Source organism: Niallia circulans (assembly GCF_007273535.1).
GTDB classification, from domain to species: domain Bacteria; phylum Bacillota; class Bacilli; order Bacillales; family Cytobacillaceae; genus Niallia; species Niallia circulans_B.
This window is the reverse complement of the sequence record NZ_RIBP01000004.1, coordinates 48883-70824: the sequence shown is the minus strand read 5'-3', so window position 1 is coordinate 70824 and position 21942 is coordinate 48883. Positions and strand designations below refer to the sequence as shown.

17 protein-coding genes and 1 riboswitch are annotated in these 21942 nt (G+C 39.2%); of the genes, 15 read left to right on the top strand and 2 right to left on the bottom strand.

Features of this window, described 5'->3' with window-relative positions; translation table 11 throughout:
* Positions 1 to 21 precede the first annotated feature (21 nt).
* Both CEQ21_RS08320 and CEQ21_RS08315 read left to right on the top strand, forming a co-directional pair.
* Positions 22 to 1041 carry a threonine aldolase family protein gene (locus CEQ21_RS08320; protein ID WP_185764208.1) on the top strand — a complete coding sequence of 340 codons (1020 nt, stop codon included), beginning with the start codon at positions 22 to 24 and terminating at the stop codon, positions 1039 to 1041.
* 171 nt (positions 1042 to 1212) lie between these two features.
* A complete protein-coding gene (locus CEQ21_RS08315; protein ID WP_185764207.1) occupies positions 1213 to 2127 on the top strand; it encodes a dihydrodipicolinate synthase family protein in 915 nt (304 codons plus the stop codon).
* 108 nt (positions 2128 to 2235) lie between these two features.
* On the opposite strand, the gene CEQ21_RS08310 is transcribed toward CEQ21_RS08315, so the two are convergent.
* Entirely contained in the window at positions 2236 to 2628 is a 393-nt protein-coding gene (locus tag CEQ21_RS08310) for a (deoxy)nucleoside triphosphate pyrophosphohydrolase (RefSeq protein WP_185764206.1), read from the bottom strand.
* Between the two features lie 455 nt (positions 2629 to 3083).
* Positions 3084 to 3164, top strand: a riboswitch (ZMP/ZTP riboswitch).
* Between the two features lie 121 nt (positions 3165 to 3285).
* On the opposite strand from CEQ21_RS08310, the gene CEQ21_RS08305 reads away from it, so the two are divergent.
* The 12 genes from CEQ21_RS08305 to CEQ21_RS08250 all read left to right on the top strand — a co-directional run bounded on the left by CEQ21_RS08305 (position 3286) and on the right by CEQ21_RS08250 (position 17231).
* Complete coding sequence (locus CEQ21_RS08305) at positions 3286 to 4485, top strand: phosphoglycerate dehydrogenase (protein WP_185764205.1); 1200 nt, start codon at positions 3286 to 3288, stop codon at positions 4483 to 4485.
* Positions 4486 to 4739: 254 nt separating this feature from the next.
* A complete protein-coding gene (locus CEQ21_RS08300; protein ID WP_185764204.1) occupies positions 4740 to 4946 on the top strand; it encodes a hypothetical protein in 207 nt (68 codons plus the stop codon).
* A 120-nt stretch (positions 4947 to 5066) separates the two neighbouring features.
* Positions 5067 to 6272 carry a M20 metallopeptidase family protein gene (locus tag CEQ21_RS08295; RefSeq protein WP_185764203.1) on the top strand — a complete coding sequence of 402 codons (1206 nt, stop codon included), beginning with the start codon at positions 5067 to 5069 and terminating at the stop codon, positions 6270 to 6272.
* Between the two features lie 160 nt (positions 6273 to 6432).
* Positions 6433 to 6999: a phosphate propanoyltransferase gene (gene pduL / locus CEQ21_RS08290; protein WP_185764202.1), complete on the top strand. Its 567-nt coding sequence runs from the start codon at positions 6433 to 6435 to the stop codon at positions 6997 to 6999.
* A gap of 136 nt (positions 7000 to 7135) precedes the next feature.
* Positions 7136 to 8104, top strand: a complete 969-nt coding sequence (locus CEQ21_RS08285) for an SIS domain-containing protein (RefSeq protein ID WP_185764201.1) — start codon at positions 7136 to 7138, stop codon at positions 8102 to 8104.
* Positions 8105 to 8202: 98 nt separating this feature from the next.
* Entirely contained in the window at positions 8203 to 9021 is an 819-nt protein-coding gene (locus CEQ21_RS08280; protein WP_185764200.1) for a fructoselysine 6-kinase, read from the top strand.
* Between the two features lie 78 nt (positions 9022 to 9099).
* Complete coding sequence (locus tag CEQ21_RS08275; protein WP_185764199.1) at positions 9100 to 9810, top strand: GntR family transcriptional regulator; 711 nt, start codon at positions 9100 to 9102, stop codon at positions 9808 to 9810.
* Positions 9811 to 10182: 372 nt separating this feature from the next.
* On the top strand, positions 10183 to 10911 hold the full coding sequence (locus CEQ21_RS08270; protein ID WP_185767195.1) for a transporter substrate-binding domain-containing protein: 729 nt from the start codon (positions 10183 to 10185) through the stop codon (positions 10909 to 10911).
* 323 nt (positions 10912 to 11234) lie between these two features.
* On the top strand, positions 11235 to 12149 hold the full coding sequence (locus CEQ21_RS08265) for a proline dehydrogenase family protein (RefSeq protein WP_185767194.1): 915 nt from the start codon (positions 11235 to 11237) through the stop codon (positions 12147 to 12149).
* Between the two features lie 51 nt (positions 12150 to 12200).
* Positions 12201 to 13769 carry an L-glutamate gamma-semialdehyde dehydrogenase gene (pruA, locus tag CEQ21_RS08260; protein WP_185764198.1) on the top strand — a complete coding sequence of 523 codons (1569 nt, stop codon included), beginning with the start codon at positions 12201 to 12203 and terminating at the stop codon, positions 13767 to 13769.
* 188 nt (positions 13770 to 13957) lie between these two features.
* Complete coding sequence (gene putP, locus CEQ21_RS08255) at positions 13958 to 15421, top strand: sodium/proline symporter PutP (protein ID WP_185764197.1); 1464 nt, start codon at positions 13958 to 13960, stop codon at positions 15419 to 15421.
* 136 nt (positions 15422 to 15557) lie between these two features.
* Positions 15558 to 17231, top strand: a complete 1674-nt coding sequence (locus tag CEQ21_RS08250; RefSeq protein WP_185764196.1) for a sigma-54 interaction domain-containing protein — start codon at positions 15558 to 15560, stop codon at positions 17229 to 17231.
* Positions 17232 to 17281: 50 nt separating this feature from the next.
* Here the strand turns inward: CEQ21_RS08250 and CEQ21_RS08245 are convergent, their stop codons facing one another.
* Positions 17282 to 18121 (bottom strand): TetR/AcrR family transcriptional regulator, encoded by an 840-nt coding sequence (locus CEQ21_RS08245; RefSeq protein ID WP_185764195.1) that lies wholly within the window; start codon positions 18119 to 18121, stop codon positions 17282 to 17284.
* A gap of 101 nt (positions 18122 to 18222) precedes the next feature.
* On the opposite strand from CEQ21_RS08245, the gene CEQ21_RS08240 reads away from it, so the two are divergent.
* Complete coding sequence (locus CEQ21_RS08240; protein WP_185764194.1) at positions 18223 to 21312, top strand: efflux RND transporter permease subunit; 3090 nt, start codon at positions 18223 to 18225, stop codon at positions 21310 to 21312.
* Positions 21313 to 21942: the final 630 nt, after the last annotated feature.

The window sequence follows — 21942 nt, the reverse complement described above, 5'->3', positions numbered from 1 at the left end:
TTGCCAGACTGGAGGCATAAGATGTACAGCTTTAAAAATGATTACAGTGAAGGGGCTCACCCGAGGATCCTGCAAGGATTAATTGAAACAAATCTTGTCCAGGAAGCAGGTTATGGGGAGGATAGCTACACAACGCAAGCAATTAACCTAATAAAAGAAAAAATGGAGAATACAGATGTAGATATTCATTTGCTTTCTGGTGGTACGCAAACAAATCTAACAGCGATTTCAGCTTTTTTAAGACCACATGAGGCTGCAATTGCAGCAACAAGCGGTCATATATTTGTTCATGAAACAGGAGCAATTGAGGCGACAGGTCATAAGGTTGTCACAATTGACACAGAGGATGGCAAGCTGACACCAGCTCATATCGAGCAGGTGCTTGATGAACATACGGATGAACATATGGTCAAGCCAAAGCTTGTATACATATCTAATTCAACAGAAATAGGCTCTATCTATCAAAAAAGCGAGCTGGCAGAATTAAAGAGCTTCTGTGCCAATCATAATCTGCTGCTGTTTTTGGATGGAGCTAGACTAGGGTCTGCATTATGTGCTGACAGCAATGACCTTCAATTAAGTGATTTACCTAAACTTGTTGATGCCTTTTACATTGGCGGCACGAAAAACGGTGCTTTGCTTGGGGAAGCGCTAGTCATTGTTCGTGAAGATTTAAAAGCGGATTTCCGCTATCATATTAAGCAAAAAGGTGCATTGCTTGCAAAAGGCAGATTACTTGGCATTCAGTTCTTAGAGCTATTCCGTGATGATTTATTCTTTGAATTGGCCAAACATGCGAACAAGATGGCTGGTCTTTTACGAGATGGCCTGCAAAAGGAGAAGATTGAATTTCTGATTGACTCTCCGACAAATCAAATTTTCCCGATTTTGCCTAATGAACTAATCCAAAAGCTGCAAAACAATTATGCTTTTATCGTTTGGAGTAAATTTGATGCAGATAAATCGACAATCCGTTTAGTAACCTCTTGGGCAACAAAAGAGGAAGCAGTTCATCAGTTTTTAAAGGATATAAAGGCATAATAGTTATATATAAAATACGAAACAAGTGTGAGTTTTTAATTCGTGCTTGTTTCTTTTTGATTGGAATGTAAGTGTTTACATTGTGAAAAAAACACTGTTATAATCAAACTACATTATCAGTTTTGATTATTCTTGACTGAGAACATTCAAGCGGAGAAGGAGGATTACGAAATGAACAAATTCAGTGGAATCATTCCCCCGGTATCAACGATTTTTGATAAGGAGGGAATGCTTAGTGAAGTGGAGATGGGGCAATTAATTGACAAGCTAATCGACGCTGGTGTGAATGGCTTATTGTTTCTCGGAACCGGTGGTGAATTCAGTCAAATGTCCACAGAGGAAAGGCAGGAAACAGCAGAGTTTGCCGTCGGTTATGTGAATAAAAGAGTACCTGTATTGATTGGAACAGGCAGTACGAATGCACGGGAAGCGGTGGATTTAAGCAAGCATGCTCAAAAAATTGGCGCTGACGGAGTTATGGTAATAAACCCTTATTATTGGAGCTTGACTGATGACAATCTCTTTGGCTATTTTAGTGATATTGCAGAAGCAGTTGACCTGCCGATTCTTCTCTATAATTTTCCGAATCTTACTGGTCAAGACTTGAGCCCTGAATTTGTGGCCCGTCTTGTCGATAAGTACCCTCATATTGTTGGGATAAAGGAAACGGTTGATTCTATTGGTCATATTCGGGATATGATTCTGCAAGTAAAAGGTAAGCACCCGCAGTTTTCCGTTTTATGCGGCTATGATGATCACCTGTTAAACACCCTCCAGCTTGGCGGAGACGGCACAATTTCTGCAAGCGGCAACTTTGCGCCACAATTGTCTGTTGGTATTTATCGTTCCTACATAGATGGCGACATAACAGAAGCCGCCTCCCTATACAAACAACTAGCCATCCTCCCGCAGCTATACAAGCTTGACAGTCCATTTGTAAATGTAATCAAAGAGGCGATAAAGCTGTGTGGTTTGAACATTTCAACATATGTACTGCCTCCATCAACACCGCTAAGGCAAGAGAAACGGGAACAAGTGAAGGTGATATTGAAAGAAGCAGGTGTTTTGCCTGCTGCAAAAAAATAAAATTAGTATCCAAAAACAGATGAACAACCTGTTCATTTGTTTTTGGAGGGTTATTTCAGCAGGAGCTTATTCTCGTCGTATATGGAGCATGTGAATATATATTATGGTTTATTGCTTCATTAATTTTTGCACTGCTGGAATATCGGCAGGAGCCCAGTTTAATGATTCTAAGCTATCTCTTTTTAGCCACATCAACTTAGCGTGTTCACTAGCTGTCGGAGTGCCTGAGACGATAGCTGCCTTCACACAAGTTAATGTAATGATAAAGGAATCATATTCATGTGTGTTTATGTGAAAAACCTCTGTTGCTTTAATAGTGCAACCTAGCTCCTCTGTAATTTCTCTTTCTAAAGCTGTAAAGATGTTTTCCCCTGATTCGATTTTTCCGCCTGGGAACTCCCATCTATTTGGCAGGGACATTATTGGTGAACGAAGAGCACATAATATTTCGTTTTGTTCGTTTTCAATGATACCTGCAACTACATTAACAACCTTTTTCAACTCGAATATCCCCCTAGTTCATTTGGTATCATAATAGCATTTTTTTTTGAAATGAACCTATTTTTTTAAAGGGGAAATAAATGCTAAGCTGTCTTTTTAAGAGAAATTAATATATATGCTGGTCCTAATTTTTGTGAACAGCATATTTTAATAAATAAGATTTTGTTGCATAGCATCCATAAACAATATATGAAGTGAATTAGTTGGTGTTTTTTTGCAATAGAAATGCTAAAAGTAAAGGCAGCCTAATCTGCTATAGAAATATCCTGTCTTTCCTATGCAGGGAAAGGAGTACAGCTTTTGTTGCAGATTAAGAGTATGTGTCAAAGAAGAAATAATTTAAAGAAAAAATTATTTAAGAAAAGTACCGTGTGATTTGGAAAATAATTAACTTGGTGAATTTTGAAATAATGATTGAATCTTTTTAGGGAATTTGTTAAATTAGAAGAAATCAAAAGGCTGTGTGTGACTGGCGAAACGCGGGGTTAACCGTAGGGGAGCACATGGTGTCGATGCCGTTCGCCTGGGCAGAGGTAAGGGAATAAAGCTTTCTCTTTTTCCTTTGCCTCTTTCTCTTTATAGAAGAGATTTTGGGCTATTTTTGGTCAAATCGCAAAGGATTTTGCGAACTATTTTATGGGAAGAGGAGCAATTAACATGAGCACAACGCTTTTAGACAAAGTGAAAACAATTAAAACCTTGAATAATATCGCAGGCAGCGGGTTGAACGTGTTTAAAAAAGAAAACTTTATCATTGATAATGACAGTGAAAATCCGGATGCAATTGTCGTTCGCAGCTATAATATGCATGCAATCGAACTCGGGAATAAATTAAAAGCAATCGCACGTGCAGGCGCAGGTGTTAACAATATTCCAGTCGAAAAATGCACAGAACAAGGTATTGTTGTTTTCAATACACCAGGAGCAAATGCCAATGCTGTTAAAGAAATGGTGCTTACTTCTTTAATGGCTTCTTCTCGAAACCTATTTGATGGTGTTGCTTGGGCGAAAAACCTAAAGGATGAAGGCGAGCAAATTCCAAAGCTTGTAGAGGCAGGTAAAAAGCAATTTGTCGGTAAGGAAATCAAAGGAAAAACATTAGGTGTTATCGGCTTAGGCGCAATTGGAGCACTAGTTGCAAATGATGCGCTTGACTTAGATATGGATGTTATCGGCTTTGATCCGTTCATTTCTGTTGACACAGCATGGAATCTTTCTCGAAATGTACAGCGTGCTATGACACTTGAGCAGCTGTTTGCAGAAAGCGACTATATTACTGTTCATGTACCATTAACTAATGATACAAAGGGCATGTTTAATAAAGAAGCATTCAGCATTATGAAGGAAGGCGTGCAAATTCTGAACTTCTCCCGCGGTGAACTAGTGAACGAAATCGATATGGCTGTTGCTTTAGAAAATGGCGAAGTCGGCAGATATATTACAGATTTCCCAAACGAAAATGTTTTAAAAATGAAAAACATCATTCCAGTTCCACATCTTGGTGCATCAACACAGGAATCAGAAGAAAACTGTGCGATTATGGCTGCACGTCAAGTAAAGGATTACTTGGAAACAGGGAATATTAAGAACTCTGTTAACTTCCCAAATGTGTATCTTCCATACACTGGCAAGCAGAGAGTTGCAGCTTTCCATAAAAACGTACCGAACATGGTTGGACAGATTACAATGGCGATTTCTGGCTACAGCTTGAACATTGCAGACATGGTTAACAGAAGCCGTGGTGAATATGCCTACACGATGATTGATATCGACAATGAAGTCGAAGGAGATATCATTCCTTCATTAGAAGCAAAAATCCGTGAAATTGAAGGGATTGTAACTACTCGTGTGCTTTAATAAGCGAGCTCTCACTTTAAAGTGAGAGCTTTTTTTATGATTAAAATTATTAATAGAATAAATAGTCGTAATTTTCTTAATATTCGTTGACCAAAATAGTCCTTAAACGTATAATGAAACCATTATTTTGAAGAATAAGTAAAAAACATATTAAAAAAAGAGTTACACATGTTAATGCTCTTGCCATGCACAAGTAAGCTCTTTACATAAAATAATAGGAAACGCCCACCCTAAGCTTGTTAGGAGGTGGGATAATGGAAAACGATAAAGGAACAAAAACGCCAGACTTCAACAGTTTAGATGATCGCCTTATTGGAGATGGTCTAAACCAAGCTGCTTTCTCGATGAAAACAAATTTAGATCCTAAAGACCCATTGGAAAATAATCCGTATTTTGATCAAACGAAGGAATACAGTAAGGAAGAGCTGGAGAAATTCAAAAAGTTTTTTGGTGGTAAATAGCTGTGAGTACTATGCCAGGGTGGATTGATTGCTGCCTTGGCAGTACATTATACAAAGAATTTCGGTAAATTACACTTTGGTTTTTCTGAATTTACTGAAATAAAAAGAGGAGGAACTGGAATGCTGGAAGCTTGGAATGAACAATTGGAGAATATGTATGAAAAAATGGTAGAGTGGAGACGGCATTTCCATCAATATCCAGAGCTGACTAATCAAGAATATAAAACATCTAAAATGATTGCAGACATTTTAATAGATTTCGGGATTGATATCAGAACGAATGTTGGTGCTATGGGAGTACTTGGTTATATTAACGGCGCAAGACCAGGCAAGACAATTGCTTTACGTGCGGACTTTGATGCATTGCCAATTCAGGATGAAAAGGATGTGCCATATAAGTCGAAGATTGACGGTATTATGCATGCATGCGGCCATGACGGTCACACAGCCACATTGCTTGCGGTTGGCAAAGTATTGTATGACAATCGGGACAGTCTTGCAGGCAATGTTGTGCTGCTTTTTCAGCATGCAGAGGAAGGCGGGGGCGGTGCAGAAAAGATGATTGCCGACAATTGTCTTGCTGGAGTGGATGCGGTCTTTGCCAACCATCTATGGAGCTTAAATCCAACAGGAGAAATTTCCTTTACGAAAGGCTATACAACAGCAGCAGGAGATGGCTTTTCCATAAAAATAAAGGGGAAGGGTGGCCACGGATCTTCTCCACATGATACGGTTGACTCCATAGCAATTGCTGGTGCTCTGATTAATCAGCTTCAATACATTGTCAGCCGCAGAGTCCATCCTCAAAAAACAGCCGTTCTGACGATAGGCTCCATCCATGCAGGCAATGCAGCAAATGTAATTGCTGATTCTGCTTTAATGAAAGGGACTGTGAGAACATATGAAAAGGAAGTTCAACAGCTTGTTAAAGAAGCGATGGAAGATACAATAAAAGGAATCTGCACAAGCCAAAAGGCAGACTATGAGTTTAAGTACCACTTTGGAATGCCCGCAGTTTATAATCATCCTGCTGAAACAGATATTTTCACAAATGCTATTGCATCTGCCCTCCCAGAAATTACATTGAATGAGGTTCCCCCACTGCTTGTCAGTGAAGATTTTGCCCTTTACTTAGAGGAAATTCCCGGAATGCTCTTTTTTACTGGGGCAGGAAATGAGGAAATTCAAGCAGTATATCCACATCATCACCCTAAATTTGATTTTGATGAAAAGGCAATGCTTACATCAGGAAAAGCAATGCTTGCTATTATCGATTATTATTTGGCAGGAAAAACGTTAGATAATAAAGCCATAACCATGAAATAAGGTCGAAATAGCCTTGAATCCATTATGGGACGATAGGCTTTTAATTTTTAAGGGTTTGTTTAGGACATTTCGAGGCGATACAGTATATGATGAATACTGATTAAACTTCTTTTATTAGGGAAAAGTAAACAAAATTAGGAGTAAAGGAGATGGATGACAGATGCAAATCCCTATCGGTGTTTCCAATAGGCATATCCATTTAACAAAAGAAGATGTGGACAGGCTGTTTGGCGATAATTATGAACTGACAAGCAAAAAGGAGCTGTCACAGCCTGGTGAGTTCGCTGCAGAAGAAACAGTCACGATTAGAACAGATAAATCAGAAATTCAAAGAGTTCGTATTCTTGGCCCAATCCGAACGTTGACACAGGTGGAAATTTCTAAAACGGATGCACGCATGCTCCGTATTGATCCTCCGATTCGTCCTTCAGGAAAAATTGATGGCACACCAGGAATCACAATCATTGGTCCTAATGGCGAAATAACGATTGATAAGGGCGTTATTATTGCTGAACGCCATATCCATATGACAAATGCAGATGCAGACAGCTTCGGTGTGAAGGATGGGCAATATGTGAGTGTTAAAACCGCTGGAGAAAGAGAGCTGACTTTTAACAAAGTCCTTATTAGAGTGAAGGATACGTATGCATTGGACATGCATATTGACACAGATGAAGCAAACGCAGCAGGGCTTCAAACAGGCGACACAGGAGAGATAATAAAATAACAGTCAAAACGGGGCATAGTTGCCGCGTTTTTTTTGTGGTTGACGAAAAACAGATATGTCGTTATCATTTGTATTAATAATACGTTTTAATACGTATTTTAAAATGTACAAGTTGATAGATATAGGGGAGAGAGACATGAACGTAAAGAATATCATTAGAGAAATACAAGCAAACAGGGAGGAAGGAATTAAAGATCTATATTTAGTTGCATGTGGCGGCTCTTTAGTTGATATGTACTTATCTGAATATTTCTTCAAAAGCGAAGCAAAGCAGATGAGAGTATCTCTTTATACAAGCAATGAGTTCGTCCATGCAGTCCCTAAAGCCCTTGGAAGTCACTCACTTGTTGTTGTCTGCTCACACGGTGGAAATACAAAAGAATCGGTAGAAGCAGCGAAAACTGCTCAGGAGCACGGCGCGGCAACTATTACATTAACACATAATGAAACAGGAGCATTGATTGAGTATGGCGACTATAATATTCTTTATAAATGGGGCGAAGAGACGGACGTAAAAGACAATCCGATGGCTATTATTTTTAATATTGCTGTCGAAGCGCTGCACAGCACAGAATGCTACGATGGATATGAGAAGGTCATAAAAGGATTAGAGCAGGTTAATACAATAATCGCTAAAGCAAGGGTACAAGTGGCTGAACGAGCAAAAGCCTTTGCGAAAAAATATCAGCATGAAAATATGTTTTACGTATTATCAAGTGGTGCTTCCTATGGTCATGCTTATGGGTTTTCGATTTGCTCGCTTATGGAAATGCAATGGGTGCATGCTTCTGCCATTCATTCTGGTGAGTATTTTCATGGACCGTTCGAGGTAACAGATAAGGAGACACCGTATATTTTACTTATGAATGAAGGCAGAACAAGAGCTTTGGATGAAAGGGCGCTTACTTTCTTAAAACAGTATGGCGAAAAGATAGAAGTTGTCGATTGCAAGGAATTAGGTATTAATACGATTGATGATGAGGTAGTTGAGTTTTTCAATCCGATTGTGTTTTACAGTATTTTGAGTATTTATCGGGCAGAGCTGGCAGAAATCAGAAAGCATCCATTAGAAACAAGAAGATATATGGGCAAAGTTGCTTATTAAATGAACAGCTGGCTTTTCTTTAGACATTGTTGATTAATTAATTGTTCACTATTGTATAATCGGTGTACAGTACATATACAGCATAGAGGAGGGATTTCATGAGGGTATTGGGGATTGGCGATAATGTTGTTGATAAATATACGTATAAAAGAGTAATGTATCCAGGGGGAAATGCGCTGAACTTCAGTGTTTATGCACAACTGCTTGGGGAGAATGCTGCTTATTTAGGTATTTTCGGCACAGATGGTGAAGCAAATCATATTAAGGCTGTATTACAAGAATTGGAGATTGATACAAGCCATTGTAAGGATATCGAAGGGGAGAGCGGATATGCTCTCGTTGGCCTCGAGAACGGTGACCGAGTATTTTTGGAAAGTAATGAAGGTGGTATCAGACAATATCATAAGCTCCAATTAGAGGAGGAGGATATGAAGTATATTCAATCCTTTGACTTGCTGCATACAAGCAAGTATAGCTATATGGAAGAGGTTATGCCGAAGCTAAGAGCTGCAGGAGTGCCTATTTCTTTTGATTTCTCTGACGATTTTACAAAAGAGTATCTGGCTGAAATTGGTCCATATGTTGATTTCAGCTTTCTGTCCTGCAGCCATTTATCGGAAGCAGAGGCTAAGGATACTTTAAAGAGAATGGTTTCTTTGGGAAATAATTTAGCGGTTGCGACAATGGGAGCAGACGGAGCGCTTCTATATGATGGAAACAGTTTTTATAAGCAAAAGCCAAAGCTGGTTGAGGCTGTTGATACATTAGGTGCAGGAGACTCCTTTTTGACTGCGTTTCTTGTTCATCTTCTGCAAAATGAACAAGATGGCATAGAAGCTGCACTTGCTAAAGGGGCAGAATTTGCCGCTTCGTCTTGTCTTGTAGAAGGTGCATTTGGATACGGGAAGGCATATTAATGCGGATAAATGATTTATTTATCGCCACGTCTTTGTTATCCTTGGAGTAAATGAATGAAATAGTGGGTGACAGCAAAAATGATTAAGCAAGAGAACCGTGTCCCTCTGTATATTCAGCTGAAAGAAACGTTGCGTACAGAGATTACTGCTAACCGCTTGAAGGCTGGTGACAAGATTCCGACAGAGGTAGAGCTCAGCGATAAATATAATATAAGCAGAGTTACTGTCCGTAAGGCAATCACCGAGCTGGTTGAAGAAGGATATCTTGTTAAAAAGCAAGGAAAAGGGACATTTGTCCAAACACAGAAAATCGACAGGAAAATTCTCCATTTAAAAAGCTTTACTGCTTCTTGTGAAGCATATGGCTTAAAAGTAACAAGCAAGGTTATTAAAAAAGAAATAATCGACGCGGACACAAATGAACAAGAACGGCTGATGCTAGAAGCAGATGACCAGCTTATTCACATCCAAAGAGTCCGATTTGCAGATAATCTGCCGCTTATGCTCGAAAATAACTTCTATTCCTTTAAACGGTATAAATTTTTACTAGAAGAAAATCTCGACGGCTCCCTTTACGAGCTGCTCCAGGAAAAATACAATATCAACCTTAATAATGCAGGTGAAACCTCCTTGGAAATAGCCAGAGCCTCTGAAAAAGAAGCACCATTGCTTGATGTTACAGTGGGAGAACCGCTTTTCTATTTAGAAACAGTTGTCTCTGATGGTGATATCCCGGTTTATTTAGGTAAACAGTATATTATTGGCGAACGCTATAAATTCTCTTTTTAATAATGAAGCAATCTTCGTGGGAAGATTGCTTTTTTGTTGATTTGCGATGAGAGCGGTCGAGGGCTGTGGTCTTATGCATGTCGCCGAAACCCAAGCGCCTATTGGACTTCACACTTCTCCCTGGGATAAGTCAACATCACCTCACTATCGTTCGGTGTGTTTCCTTTATCTCAGTCGAGGCCTTCCAGTTTCTCCGTCGCTAAACAATCGCCCTACACTTTTCTGTATATTCTAATAATATGTTGACTATGTTGTTGGAAAGTTGTATAAATAAGTGAAACGTCATAAAACGTATTATAAGATACATATGTGCTGGATGGAGGGGTTTTTTTGAAGAAAAGAGTTTTGGGGATTGTTTTGCTGGTAGTTTGTATGCTGTTAGCTGCTTGTGGTAAAAGTGCGTCTGGCGGGGATGGGGATAAGAAGCAATTGGTGATGGGAACGTCGGCTGATTACTCTCCGTTTGAGTATATTGATACGGCGACTAGCGAGGATATTATCGGTTTTGATGTTGATCTTGCTATGGCGCTTGGTGAGAAGCTTGGATATGAAATTGTTGTGAAGGATATGGATTTTAGTGGATTGATTACATCACTGCAATCTGGAAAGGTTGATTTCGTTATGGCAGGGATGGAGCCAACTCCTGAGCGCAGTAAAAATGTCGATTTCACAGACTCTTATTTCCGAAGCGATATTTTAATGGTTGTTGCTAAAGATGGGGATGTTCAGTCATTTGAAGATATTAAAGGGAAAACAGTTGGAGTGCAAATCGGTTCGATTCAAGCAGATAAAGCAGAAGAACTGCAGAAGGAAGTGGACTTTAAAGTCGAAACCAGAGACAGAGTACCTGACTTGGTGGAGGAATTGAAGAGTGGTCGTTTTGATGGAGTATTGATGGAAGATGCTGTTTCTAAAGGCTACTTAAAGAACAATGACAATTTAAAGGTCATCTCTGTACCTAATAATGAAACAATCGGGGCTTCCATTGCTTTTCAAAAGGACAGTGATTTTACAGAAGAGTTTAACAAAGAATTAGCTGTTATGAAAGAAAATGGAAAATTGGATGAGCTTGTTTCTAAATGGTTTGGTGGGCTGGAATAGGTCAGTCATTGCAGGGAATATATAATATAGAAGAAACTAGGTTAAAAGGGATGCAGATTTGTCTGTGTCCCTTTTTTTATGTCGACAGTATTAAGGGGATATAAGGTAAATAATATATTCATTGTAAAAAAGAAAAAAATATGTTAGAAATCCTTACTATTTTATACAATTCTGCATAATTATATTATATAATCTGATTAAGTAGACAACATTGTACAAACATGAAACAAATTGAACACTTATGTTAAAAGAAGGAGTAATTTTTGCCGTCAGCATGAATAAAATGAAGCAAGAGGCTTGATAACAAGGAGGATTGAATGAAAATGGAAGTGCTTATGAGGAATATGTTTCAATCATTAGCAAAAAATCAGCCAGCCAATAAACTTGCAAAAAGATATGGACTTCGATTGGGTGCAGCAAGATTCGTTGCAGGAGAGTCAATCAATATGGCCATTGATGCTGTAAAAAAATTAAACAAAGAAGGCAAGGTCGTGACATTGGACCATCTTGGTGAATTTATTTCGACAGAGGCAGAGGCTGTTGAATCAGCTGCGATGTGTATCCAAACATTGGATGCAATTGCGGAGGCACAGGCCAAATCAAATTTATCCTTAAAAATGACATCGCTCGGATTAGATATTAACAGGGAATTATGCATGAAGAATATGCGTAATATCCTCGACCGTGCAAAGTCATACGGAAATTTTGTAAGAATCGATATGGAGGATTATGGTCATTGTCAGGAATCAATCAATATTTATAAGGAGCTCCGTCAGGAATATGATAATGTCGGTATTGTTCTGCAAGCGTATTTGTACAGGACCGAAGCAGATATAGCAGACTTAAATGATCTCCATGCTAACCTTCGTCTTGTGAAGGGAGCTTATAAAGAATCACCAAGTGTTGCTTTTCCAGAAAAAAAGGATGTCGATGAAAATTTCCAAAAAATCATTAAGCAGCATTTGCTGAACGGTAACTATGCAGCTGTGGCAACACATGATGAGGCAATGGTAGACTTCACAAAATCGGTTGTGAACGAATATGGCATTCATAAGGACCAATTTGAATTTCAAATGCTTTTTGGAATCTGTGAGGACCTTCAGGACAGACTTGTGAAGGAAGGCTTTAAGGTCAGGATTTATGTTCCTTACGGTATTGACTGGTTTGGTTATTTTATGAGAAGGCTCGCAGAAAGACCAGCAAACGTTTGGTTTATCGTCAAGAATTTATTTAAGTAAGTGTCTTTCAATGTTTTTCATAAAAACAATAATAAAGGAGACTGAACTATTATGACGACAACTGCACCATACACAACTTTCAAAAATGAGGCATTGACTGATTTTACTGCAGAGGAAAATAAGACGGCAATGCATGCTGCGTTAGCAAGAGTACGAGAGGGCTTTGGGAAGAAGTATCCAATCATTATCGGCAGTGAAAAGCTTTTCGTGGAGGAAGAAATAGTCTCTGTGAATCCAGGTAATGTTGACGAAGTAGTAGGCACTGTCAGCAAAGGATCTACTAACCTAGCAGAAAAAGCGATGCAAACAGCATTAGCAGCATTTGAAACGTGGAAAAAGGTTGCTCCCGCAGAGCGTGCCGCTTACTTGTTTAAGGCTGCTGAGTTGATGAGAGAACGGAAGCATGAGTTTTCATCTTATCTTGTTTATGAGTCAGGAAAAAACTGGGTGGAGGCAGATGCTGATACTGCTGAGGCAATTGACTTTCTTGAATTTTACGGACGAGAAATGATTCGGTTAAGTCAAACCAGTGTGCACCAGCCACTTACTAAGATTGAAGGCGATGATAATCAAATCACATATATCCCGTTAGGTGTCGGTATTGTGATATCACCGTTTAATTTTCCGCTGGCGATTATGGCTGGAACGACAGTTGCTGCCATTGTCTCTGGTAATACGGTTATTCTAAAGCCTGCTGATGCTACCCCTGTCATTGCTGCGAAGTTCGTTGAATTGATGGAGGAGGTTGGTTTGCCTGCAGGTGTGTTGAACTATCTGCCTGGTGATGGCATCGAGGTTGGCGAGTATTTAGTCGAGCACCCGAAAACAAGGTTTATCTCGTTTACAGGATCAAGAGCAGTTGGTTGTAGAATTTATGAAAGAGCGGCAAAGGTACAAGAGGGGCAGATTTGGCTTAAGCGTGTCATTGCTGAAATGGGCGGGAAAGATGGAATAGTTGTTGATGAGACAGCTGACCTGGACGCTGCAGCAGCTGCGATTGTTGCTTCTGCTTACGGATACCAAGGGCAGAAATGCTCTGCAGGCTCACGAGCAATTATTGTACAGTCCGCTTACGATGAAGTGGTCAAAAAGGTAGTGGAATTAACAAAAAAACTTCCGATTGGTCTGCCAGAGAAGAATTATGCAATCGGTCCTGTCATCGATAAAAAGTCATTTGATAAGATCATGGGCTATATCGACATTGGCAAAACAGAAGGGGCATTACTTACGGGAGGGAAGCGTGCAGACGGCAACGGTTTTTATATAGAGCCAACTATATTTGCTGATGTGAGCCCGCAGGCACGCATTATGCAGGAAGAAATATTCGGTCCTGTTCTGGCTATTGCTAAAGCAGCTGATTGGCAGGAAGCGATCGACATATACAACAATACGGAATACGGTTTAACAGGGGCGTATCATTCCAAGGAAGCAAGCAGAATTGATTATGCTCATGAAAATATGCACTGTGGAAATTTATATATTAATAAAAAATGTACTGGGGCACTTGTAGGTGCTAATCCGTTCGGTGGTTTCAACATGTCAGGGACTGATTCGAAAGCTGGCGGCTTCGATTATTTGCTATTATTTACTCAAGCGAAGTTGACATCTCGAAAAAAATAATATAAAAATAATAGACTAGGAGATGTGCTTTTTGAATGTGCATCTCCTATTAAGCGAAAAAATAGAAAAATACATAATCGCTAAAGGTTTTTTCTGATTTTCTACCTACAAAAGAATGAATATTCGGAAATCGAAAAGAATCAGACGGAGATAAAAGGACTTCTTAGAAAAGAGAACGGGGGATGGGATTGAATACACAAATTTTGATTTCGATTGCTATTTACATGGCTGGAATGCTTATAATTGGCTATTTTGCTTATAAACGCACATCAAATCTATCAGACTATATGATTGGCGGAAGGTCGCTTGGACCTGCTGTTACTGCATTGAGTGCAGGCGCCGCTGATATGAGCGGCTGGCTGCTTATGGGGCTGCCTGGAGCAATGTACACACAAGGGATAAGTGCCTCTTGGATTGCGATAGGATTAACGATAGGAGCATATTTAAATTGGCTTTATGTAGCACCGCGCTTAAGGGCTTATACAGAAGTAGCCAATAATTCGATGACAATTCCAGCTTTTTTGGAAAACAGGTTTCAAGATAAATCAAGCATATTGCGACTGACATCAGGACTCGTTATTATCATCTTTTTCACGTTTTATGTTTCATCTGGAATGGTGTCAGGTGGGGTATTATTTGAAACAACCTTTGGTATGCATTATCAGGCAGGGCTTTGGATTGTTGCCGCAGTCGTTATTGCCTATACTCTATTTGGCGGATTTTTGGCTGTAAGCTGGACAGATTTTGTGCAAGGCTTGATTATGGTTGTGGCCCTTATTCTTGTTCCGATTGTCACGATTATGGAGGTTGGCGGTTTAGGTACGGGCTTTGACACAATTAAAGAAATTAACCCGAAGCTGTTTGATATTTTCAAAGGGACAACTGTTGTTGGCATTATTTCTTTGCTTGCTTGGGGGCTTGGCTATTTTGGTCAGCCGCATATTATCGTCCGTTTTATGGCGATTTCATCAGTGAAAGAGATTAAAAAGGCGAGAAGAATTGGTATGGGCTGGATGATCTTTTCTGTTGGTGGTGCGATGTTTACTGGATTTATCGGGCTTGCCTACTTTACACAGAAAGGCTTGGAGATAAAGGATGCCGAAACAATTTTTATAAAGTTAAGTGAGATATTGTTTCATCCGCTGATTACCGGCTTTCTGCTTGCTGCCATTCTTGCTGCTGTTATGAGTACCATTTCATCTCAGTTATTAGTAACAGCTAGCTCTTTAACAGAGGATGTTTACAAGACATTTTTCAGACGAACGGCAAGTGAAAAGGAGCTTTTAGCAATTAGTAGATTAGCAGTGCTTGTTGTCTCTGTAATTGCTGTGCTCCTTGCCTTTAACAAAAATGGCTCGATTCTTTCTCTTGTAGGTTATGCATGGGCAGGCTTTGGAGCTTCCTTTGGTCCTGTTATTCTCTTGAGTTTGTGCTGGAAAAGAATGAACAGATGGGGAGCAATTGCGGGCATAGTTGGCGGAGCAGTTACGGTAATCATTTGGGCTAGTATTGATGTACTGAAGAATAATCTTTATGAAATTATCCCTGGATTTATTGTAGGTCTTGCTGCCATCTGTATTGTAAGCTTGTTAACTGAGGCTCCGAACGCAAAGCAAATAGAGAGCTTTGACGAATACAAGCAATCTGTATAGTAATTAATAACGAGAAAGCTGACTTGATTTTGGGTCAGCTTTTTTCTATACACTCAAAGCTTTCTTTAAATCTACCTGTAGCAATGTGACTTGAGAGTATGGTAAAGTTAGTAAAAAAGCGTGAAAGGGTAATAGTATGTTCGAACGTGCACAAATACAGCTTGACCGCTCCTTTGCGGTTGCAGACAAACAGACGCCAATAGCTGAGATAAAATCAAAACTTCGGGAGTATAATTTTGTCGTTGTGACAGGCGGAACATACTTTATAATCGGCAATTATGAATATGAAATAATTGCATTAGGAGCAGAATCTACCAGCATTTACGATTGGCTGAATAAGCTTTCCTGGCTGCCAAGTACGCCTGCAGCAGCAGGCGATATGCCGTATGCCGCTGATTGGCGCCGTCCTGTGCTTTGGCTTGAGGACAATGCTCCAGTTGGGATTATAACAGAAGCCGCATGGATAAATATGCTCAAAGCAGAAAATAAACAAACTACTGCTTATTTTCAAACACTGGCTGAAACGATAAACGATTCTGTGACAGCTGTTAATGAGGAAGGAATTGTCGTCTGCTGGAACACAACAGCAGAGGAAACATATAAAATAAAAAAAGCAGATATTATCGGTAAGAAAATCAGCACTCATTTTAGTGATGAATCAATAGTCCTGCAACATATCCTTAATGAGGGGTACCCGGTCAGAGGCCAATATCACAGACCGAATGCTGACACGCATGTGTTAATCAACGCAACGCCAGTCATTTTTGATAATAAAATAATTGGTGGTATCGCTTCAGAGCATGATATTACCAAAATGATCCGGCTTAACGAAGAACTTGATTCTGCATCGACACTGCTCGTGCAAAAGATAAATCCATTTTTATCCTTTGACAGCAGCAGTCCCAAGTTTCAAGAATCACTTACTATAGCTCAAAAAATGGCGCATGCAGATATACCTGTCCTCATCTCAGGTGAACCAGGTTCAGGCAAGGAAATGCTTGCGCAGGCTATCCATTATGGCGGTTCAAAGGCAACAGGGCCTTTTGTTAATATTAATTGTTCGATTATTCCGCCGGCATTGCTGGAGATAGAGCTTTTTGGCATTGAAAAGGCATCGTTTACAGAAGAAAAGCAAAACATCATTACAGGTAAAATTGAACAGGCTATCAATGGTACAATCTTTATTGAAAATATAGACAAAATGCCTTTGTTCATACAAGAGAAGCTGCTCACCTACTTAGTAGAAAACTCCTTTTACCGGGTGGGAGGAACGGAGTCAATTACGTCTTCAACAAGAATTATTGCATCTGCCTCCAGTTCGGTTGAAAGTCTGCTGAAGGATGGAGAGCTAAATGAAAAGCTTTTCTATAAACTGTCTGTTATTCATATTTATATTCCGCCGTTAAGGACAAGAAAAGAAGATATTTCTGCACTTGTAGAAAGGTCTATTGATGAATTTAGCGCGAAGTATAAAAAAGCTCCTCCTTCCATGGGAGAAGAAGTAATGACTTTTTTCAGCAATTATGACTGGCCGGGGAATGTAAGGGAGCTGCGCAGCATAGTGGAGAGAGTTATTGTCTTACATGATACAGATCGCATAGGCTTAGAGCATTTGCCAGAAAATCTTATCCGCAACAATACAGATGAAACCGTTATGTCGTCCACAGGCCCCCTTTCCAAGCTGGATGAAGCACAAGAAATAGAAGAAGCTTTGCGAAAAACATACGGGAACAAAAGTGCTGCAGCAAATCTTTTAGGAATTTCACGCGGGACGCTATATAATAAAATAAAAGAATACGGATTGAGCTGAAAAAAACAAGTGGCAGGTTAGACTTTAAGTCTAACCTGCCACTTGTTTTTTTAGGATTCAAGCTGAAAGTATTGGCGCAAAAGATATGCGAGCCATTTGCCATTTGGGATGTGGCGAATGTTTTCAATGAGCCCGTTTATGATGGCAGCACTCATCGTTTGATTACTTGCTTGTTCCTTTAACAAATTTAGAGATTCCTTGATATAATCTCCATCAGCTGCCTCAGCATGTGAGCTTAAGAGGGTTATAATGGTGTCTATGTCTACAGGGCTCTCTGCAGGAGCATCAATCAGATAGGAAAGCTCCTCTGTTATAAAAGGGATTGTTTCATGCATGGCAAGCAGGTTTGTTTTTTCTGCAAGTGATTTTGAAAGAAGGCTGACATCCAATGGGATTTTTGTAAAGACAAATAACTCAGAGTAAGTTTTAAGGAAACCCTTTATGCAATACAGCAAATCATATTTTAAATGGTCAATAGAATTGCCGTACACTTTTTCAATCAAAAGCAGAATGGTGCTGTTAATCAGCTTATCGTAATACTGTATCTTATTAATAAGCTCAGGGCTGACAGACAGATGATGGTCATTCATGAAAATCTTTCCTTGGTCAGAGTGCTTTTTAAAAGAAGAAAAGACAGATTCATAGAACATATACAAGGAATTTTCATTAACTTGCGTGTGTTTGACTTGGTAGTCAAGATCAGATACAAGCTGTTTCATCGCATTGTCGATGAGCTCGAGAACCAACTCCTCCTTTGATTTAAATGAAAGATAAAATGCCCCTTTTGATATTCCGCAGCTTTCCGTAATTTGCTGAACAGAGGTTGAGGCAATACCTTGCTTGGCAAACAATTCTAAAGCGGTGTCCATAATTAGTTGTTTTTTTAACATTGTCTTTTTTAGCTCCTAGCTATAAATGATTTGACAAATGACTGGCTAGTCAGTATTATAAGTAATTAGTTCGACAAAGTCAATAAAGGGTAGGTGCAAAAGTGAAAGGGATTGTTAATTTCGTACTGAAGAATAAGCTAGCGGTATGGTTATTGACCATTATTATCACAGCTTCGGGTATTTATTCCGGTACACAAATGAAAACGGAGACGATTCCGGATATTTCCATTCCATACTTAATGGTAACTGGCGTATATCCAGGAGCAACTCCTGAGCAAGTAATGAATGATGTGTCCATGCCGATTGAGCAGGCAGTGGAAGGGCTTGAGGATGTAAAAAATGTCTTTTCTAATTCGAGCTCCAGTGTTTCAAGCATACAAGTGGAATACGAGTATGGCATTGACATGGATGAAAAGAAAAGACAACTCGAATCTGCATTAGATAATGTAACACTTCCAGAAGATGTGGATGCTCCTACTGTTTCTGCAATCAGCATGAACATGATGCCAGTTGTGGCGTTGTCCATAAGCAGCACGGAAGAAGATATTGTTGATTTGACTTCAAGAGTAGAGGACGTTATCGTTCCTGATATTGAAAAGCTTGATGGGGTAGCTTCTGCAACTATTTCAGGTCAGCATGTAGAAGAAGTGGACTTCTCCTATAATAAAGAGAAAATGGCTGAGCTGAATCTTACAGAGGATTCTGTTAAGCAAGTTATTCAAGCAAGTGATATGGCAACATCTTTAGGTCTTTATGAATTTAATGAGGGCGAAGAGGCTGTTTCTGTTGACGGAAAGCTTACTACAGTAAATCAATTGAAGGATATGCTGATTCCGGTTACGCCGACAGCTGACAATCCTTCACCATTTGTAAAACTTAGCGACATTGCCTCCATTAAGGCTGTCGGTAAGGAAGAATCGATTTCTCGTACTAATGGAAAAAATGCCATTGCGATTCAGATCGTTAAAGGCCAGCAAGCAAATACAGTTGATGTAGTTAACGCTGTTAAGGATCTTGCTGACGATGAAAAAGATAAAATTGACGGTTTAGTTATTGACGTAACACTTGACCAAGGACAGCCAATTGAAGATTCTGTCCACACAATGATTGAAAAAGCAGTCTTCGGCGGTGCGATTGCAGTACTTATTATCCTGCTGTTCCTGCGAGATATTAAATCTACAATCATTTCCATCGTGTCCATTCCTGTTTCCATTTTCATGGCATTCCTGCTTCTGAAGTGGATGGATATTACATTGAATATTATGACGCTTGGAGCAATAACTGTAGCCATCGGCCGTGTAATCGATGACTCCATCGTTGTAGTAGAAAATATCTATAGACGACTGCACTCTAAAGAAGAGAAGCTAACAGGACGTGCGTTAGTTCGCGAAGCAACAATTGAGATGTTTAAGCCGATTCTATCGTCTACATTAGTAACTGTTGCTGTATTTGCTCCGTTAATTTTCGTCGGCGGTATGGTTGGAGAATTGTTTATGCCATTCGCATTGACGATGACATTTGCTCTTGGGGCATCTTTGATTGTCGCTATTACAATCGTACCAGCACTTTCGCACTTCTTATTTAAGAAAAAATTATACAGTGAGAAGTCAGAAAGCGGCCATAAAGAAGTTGGAAAGCTGGCGTTATGGTATCGTGGAGTACTTGAAAAAGCATTAAACCATAAAATTATTACTTCCGCTATTGCAATTGTGCTTTTAGCAGGAAGCTTAGCGTTGACACCATTAATCGGCTTCAGCTTTATGGGAAGCGAAGAAGATAAAGTTATGTATTTAACTTATACACCAGAAGCTGGTGAAACAGAAAAGCAAACGTCAGATAACATCCAGGTTGTTGAGGATGAAATGCTGAAGCGTGATGACATTGATACTGTCCAAACATCTATTACAGACAGCAGCAATGCAGACATGACGGCTGCGATGATGGGCGGCGGCGCTGGCGGCGGACTCATGTACTTGATCTTTGATCCAGACATGAAGAATTTCTCTGAAGTGAAAGAAGATATCGAAACATATATTGCAGATATTGGTCAATCAGGAGAATGGAAGAGCCAAAACTTCACCTCCATGTCAGGATCTACAAATGAAATCAGCTATACATTCTATAGCGAAGATTTAGACAAATTAAATGAAACAGTTAAAAAAGCTGAAGATGTAATGAAAGATACGGATGGACTTAAAGATGTGTCTTCAAGTGCAGAAGAAGCATATGTAGAGCACATTTTGAAGGTTGACCAGGAGAACTTATTACAGTACGGATTGACTACAGGTCAAATCGTTATGGCATTAAGCAACCAAGGCTCTGATGAAGTTCTGACTACGGTTGAAAAAGACGGTAAAGAGCTGGATGTTATTGTTAAACAGGAAGAAAAATCTGTTCCGAAAACAATGAATGAATTGCTTGATACCGAAGTAGCAACAGCAACTGGGTCAAATATGAAGCTTAAAGATCTTGTAGATGTTGAGGAAGGTACTACTCTTAATACACTTGATCGAAGCAAAGGTGAATTCTACGCGACGGTTTCAGGAACTATCACAACAGATGATATTTCAAAAGTAACTTCTAAAGTAGATGACAAAATTAACGATATCGATTTGCCGAGCGGCGTAACACAAGACGTAGCAGGTGTATCAGCTGATATGACTGAAACGTTCACACAGCTTGGAGTTGCTATGATTGCTGCAATTGCGATTGTATACTTCATTCTGGTTGTAACATTCAGTGAAGGTGCAGCACCATTTGCGATTCTATTTTCGTTGCCATTTGCAGTAATTGGATCGTTTGTTGGACTGTTAATCGCTGGTGAAACAATCTCTGTTTCTGTAATGATGGGTATGCTGATGTTAATTGGTATTGTCGTAACGAATGCGATTGTATTAGTAGACCGTATTATTCATATGGAAAGAAACGGTATGAACTTGCGTGATGCCATTCTGGAAGCCGGAGCAACACGTCTTCGTCCAATCCTGATGACGGCAATTGCTACAATCGGCGCATTGATTCCACTTGCAGTTGGTAATGGCGGAAGCGGAATTATCTCGAAAGGACTTGGAATTACCGTAATCGGCGGTTTAACAAGCTCAACATTGTTAACACTGCTTATCGTTCCAATCGTTTACGAGATTCTGTCTAAAATGTTCAAGAAAAACCGTAAAGAGGCTAAAGATAACTAATAAATAAGCAGAGTGCAGCATTAATAGCCTCTCGCTTAAGTGAAGCCGATAAACTTATTAAGTTTGTCGGCTTTTTTTCTTTTTGTTTTTGGTAGGAGTACTTTATATTGTCCTGACACATAAATCACTAAGAACTCTGTTTTTATGAAGCCTTTTTACCGTCTGAACTATCCTTTTTCTCCCCCCCCCCCCCGAAAATTCAACGTATTTAGACAAAAAACCGCAGTAGAAACCAAATCCTTTTTCCTTTTCCTTTTCGTTATTAAAAAATAGTGTAAATAGCTAAAATAGCCATTTGTTTTAATAATTTAATTAATTAAGTCGATTTGATTATGGTTAAGTTAACTAAAATACAAATAATTATTATCTATTAAATGAACTCTTGATTAATAATTAATGTTTTTGTTAATTAAGTTATAAAAAATTAATGTTAAATTTATATTATAGTTATTGACAGCGTTTTCAGGTTATTGTATAAATAATATGTAAGGTATTTTCTTATAAAAGGGGGCTCTGATAAAAGTTTAATAGAGCAATTATTTTATCGATAACGTTTTTATATAGTTGATATCAGATACATAAGCAGAATGAGAAGGGCAATATAGTGATTAATTAAATGTTCAGCCTTTC

Bases quoted from the DNA above. Each gene is read 5' to 3' on its own strand.
- CEQ21_RS08320 (WP_185764208.1), top strand. From the start codon at position 22: ATGTACAGCTTTAAAAATGATTACAGTGAAGGGGCTCACCCGAGGATC.
- CEQ21_RS08315 (WP_185764207.1), top strand. From the start codon at position 1,213: ATGAACAAATTCAGTGGAATCATTCCCCCGGTATCAACGATTTTTGAT.
- CEQ21_RS08305 (WP_185764205.1), top strand. From the start codon at position 3,286: ATGAGCACAACGCTTTTAGACAAAGTGAAAACAATTAAAACCTTGAAT.
- CEQ21_RS08300 (WP_185764204.1), top strand. From the start codon at position 4,740: ATGGAAAACGATAAAGGAACAAAAACGCCAGACTTCAACAGTTTAGAT.
- CEQ21_RS08295 (WP_185764203.1), top strand. From the start codon at position 5,067: ATGCTGGAAGCTTGGAATGAACAATTGGAGAATATGTATGAAAAAATG.
- pduL (WP_185764202.1), top strand. From the start codon at position 6,433: ATGCAAATCCCTATCGGTGTTTCCAATAGGCATATCCATTTAACAAAA.
- CEQ21_RS08285 (WP_185764201.1), top strand. From the start codon at position 7,136: ATGAACGTAAAGAATATCATTAGAGAAATACAAGCAAACAGGGAGGAA.
- CEQ21_RS08280 (WP_185764200.1), top strand. From the start codon at position 8,203: ATGAGGGTATTGGGGATTGGCGATAATGTTGTTGATAAATATACGTAT.
- CEQ21_RS08275 (WP_185764199.1), top strand. From the start codon at position 9,100: ATGATTAAGCAAGAGAACCGTGTCCCTCTGTATATTCAGCTGAAAGAA.
- CEQ21_RS08270 (WP_185767195.1), top strand. From the start codon at position 10,183: ATGCTGTTAGCTGCTTGTGGTAAAAGTGCGTCTGGCGGGGATGGGGAT.
- CEQ21_RS08265 (WP_185767194.1), top strand. From the start codon at position 11,235: ATGGAAGTGCTTATGAGGAATATGTTTCAATCATTAGCAAAAAATCAG.
- pruA (WP_185764198.1), top strand. From the start codon at position 12,201: ATGACGACAACTGCACCATACACAACTTTCAAAAATGAGGCATTGACT.
- CEQ21_RS08250 (WP_185764196.1), top strand. From the start codon at position 15,558: ATGTTCGAACGTGCACAAATACAGCTTGACCGCTCCTTTGCGGTTGCA.
- CEQ21_RS08245 (WP_185764195.1), bottom strand. From the start codon at position 18,121: ATGTTAAAAAAACAACTAATTATGGACACCGCTTTAGAATTGTTTGCC.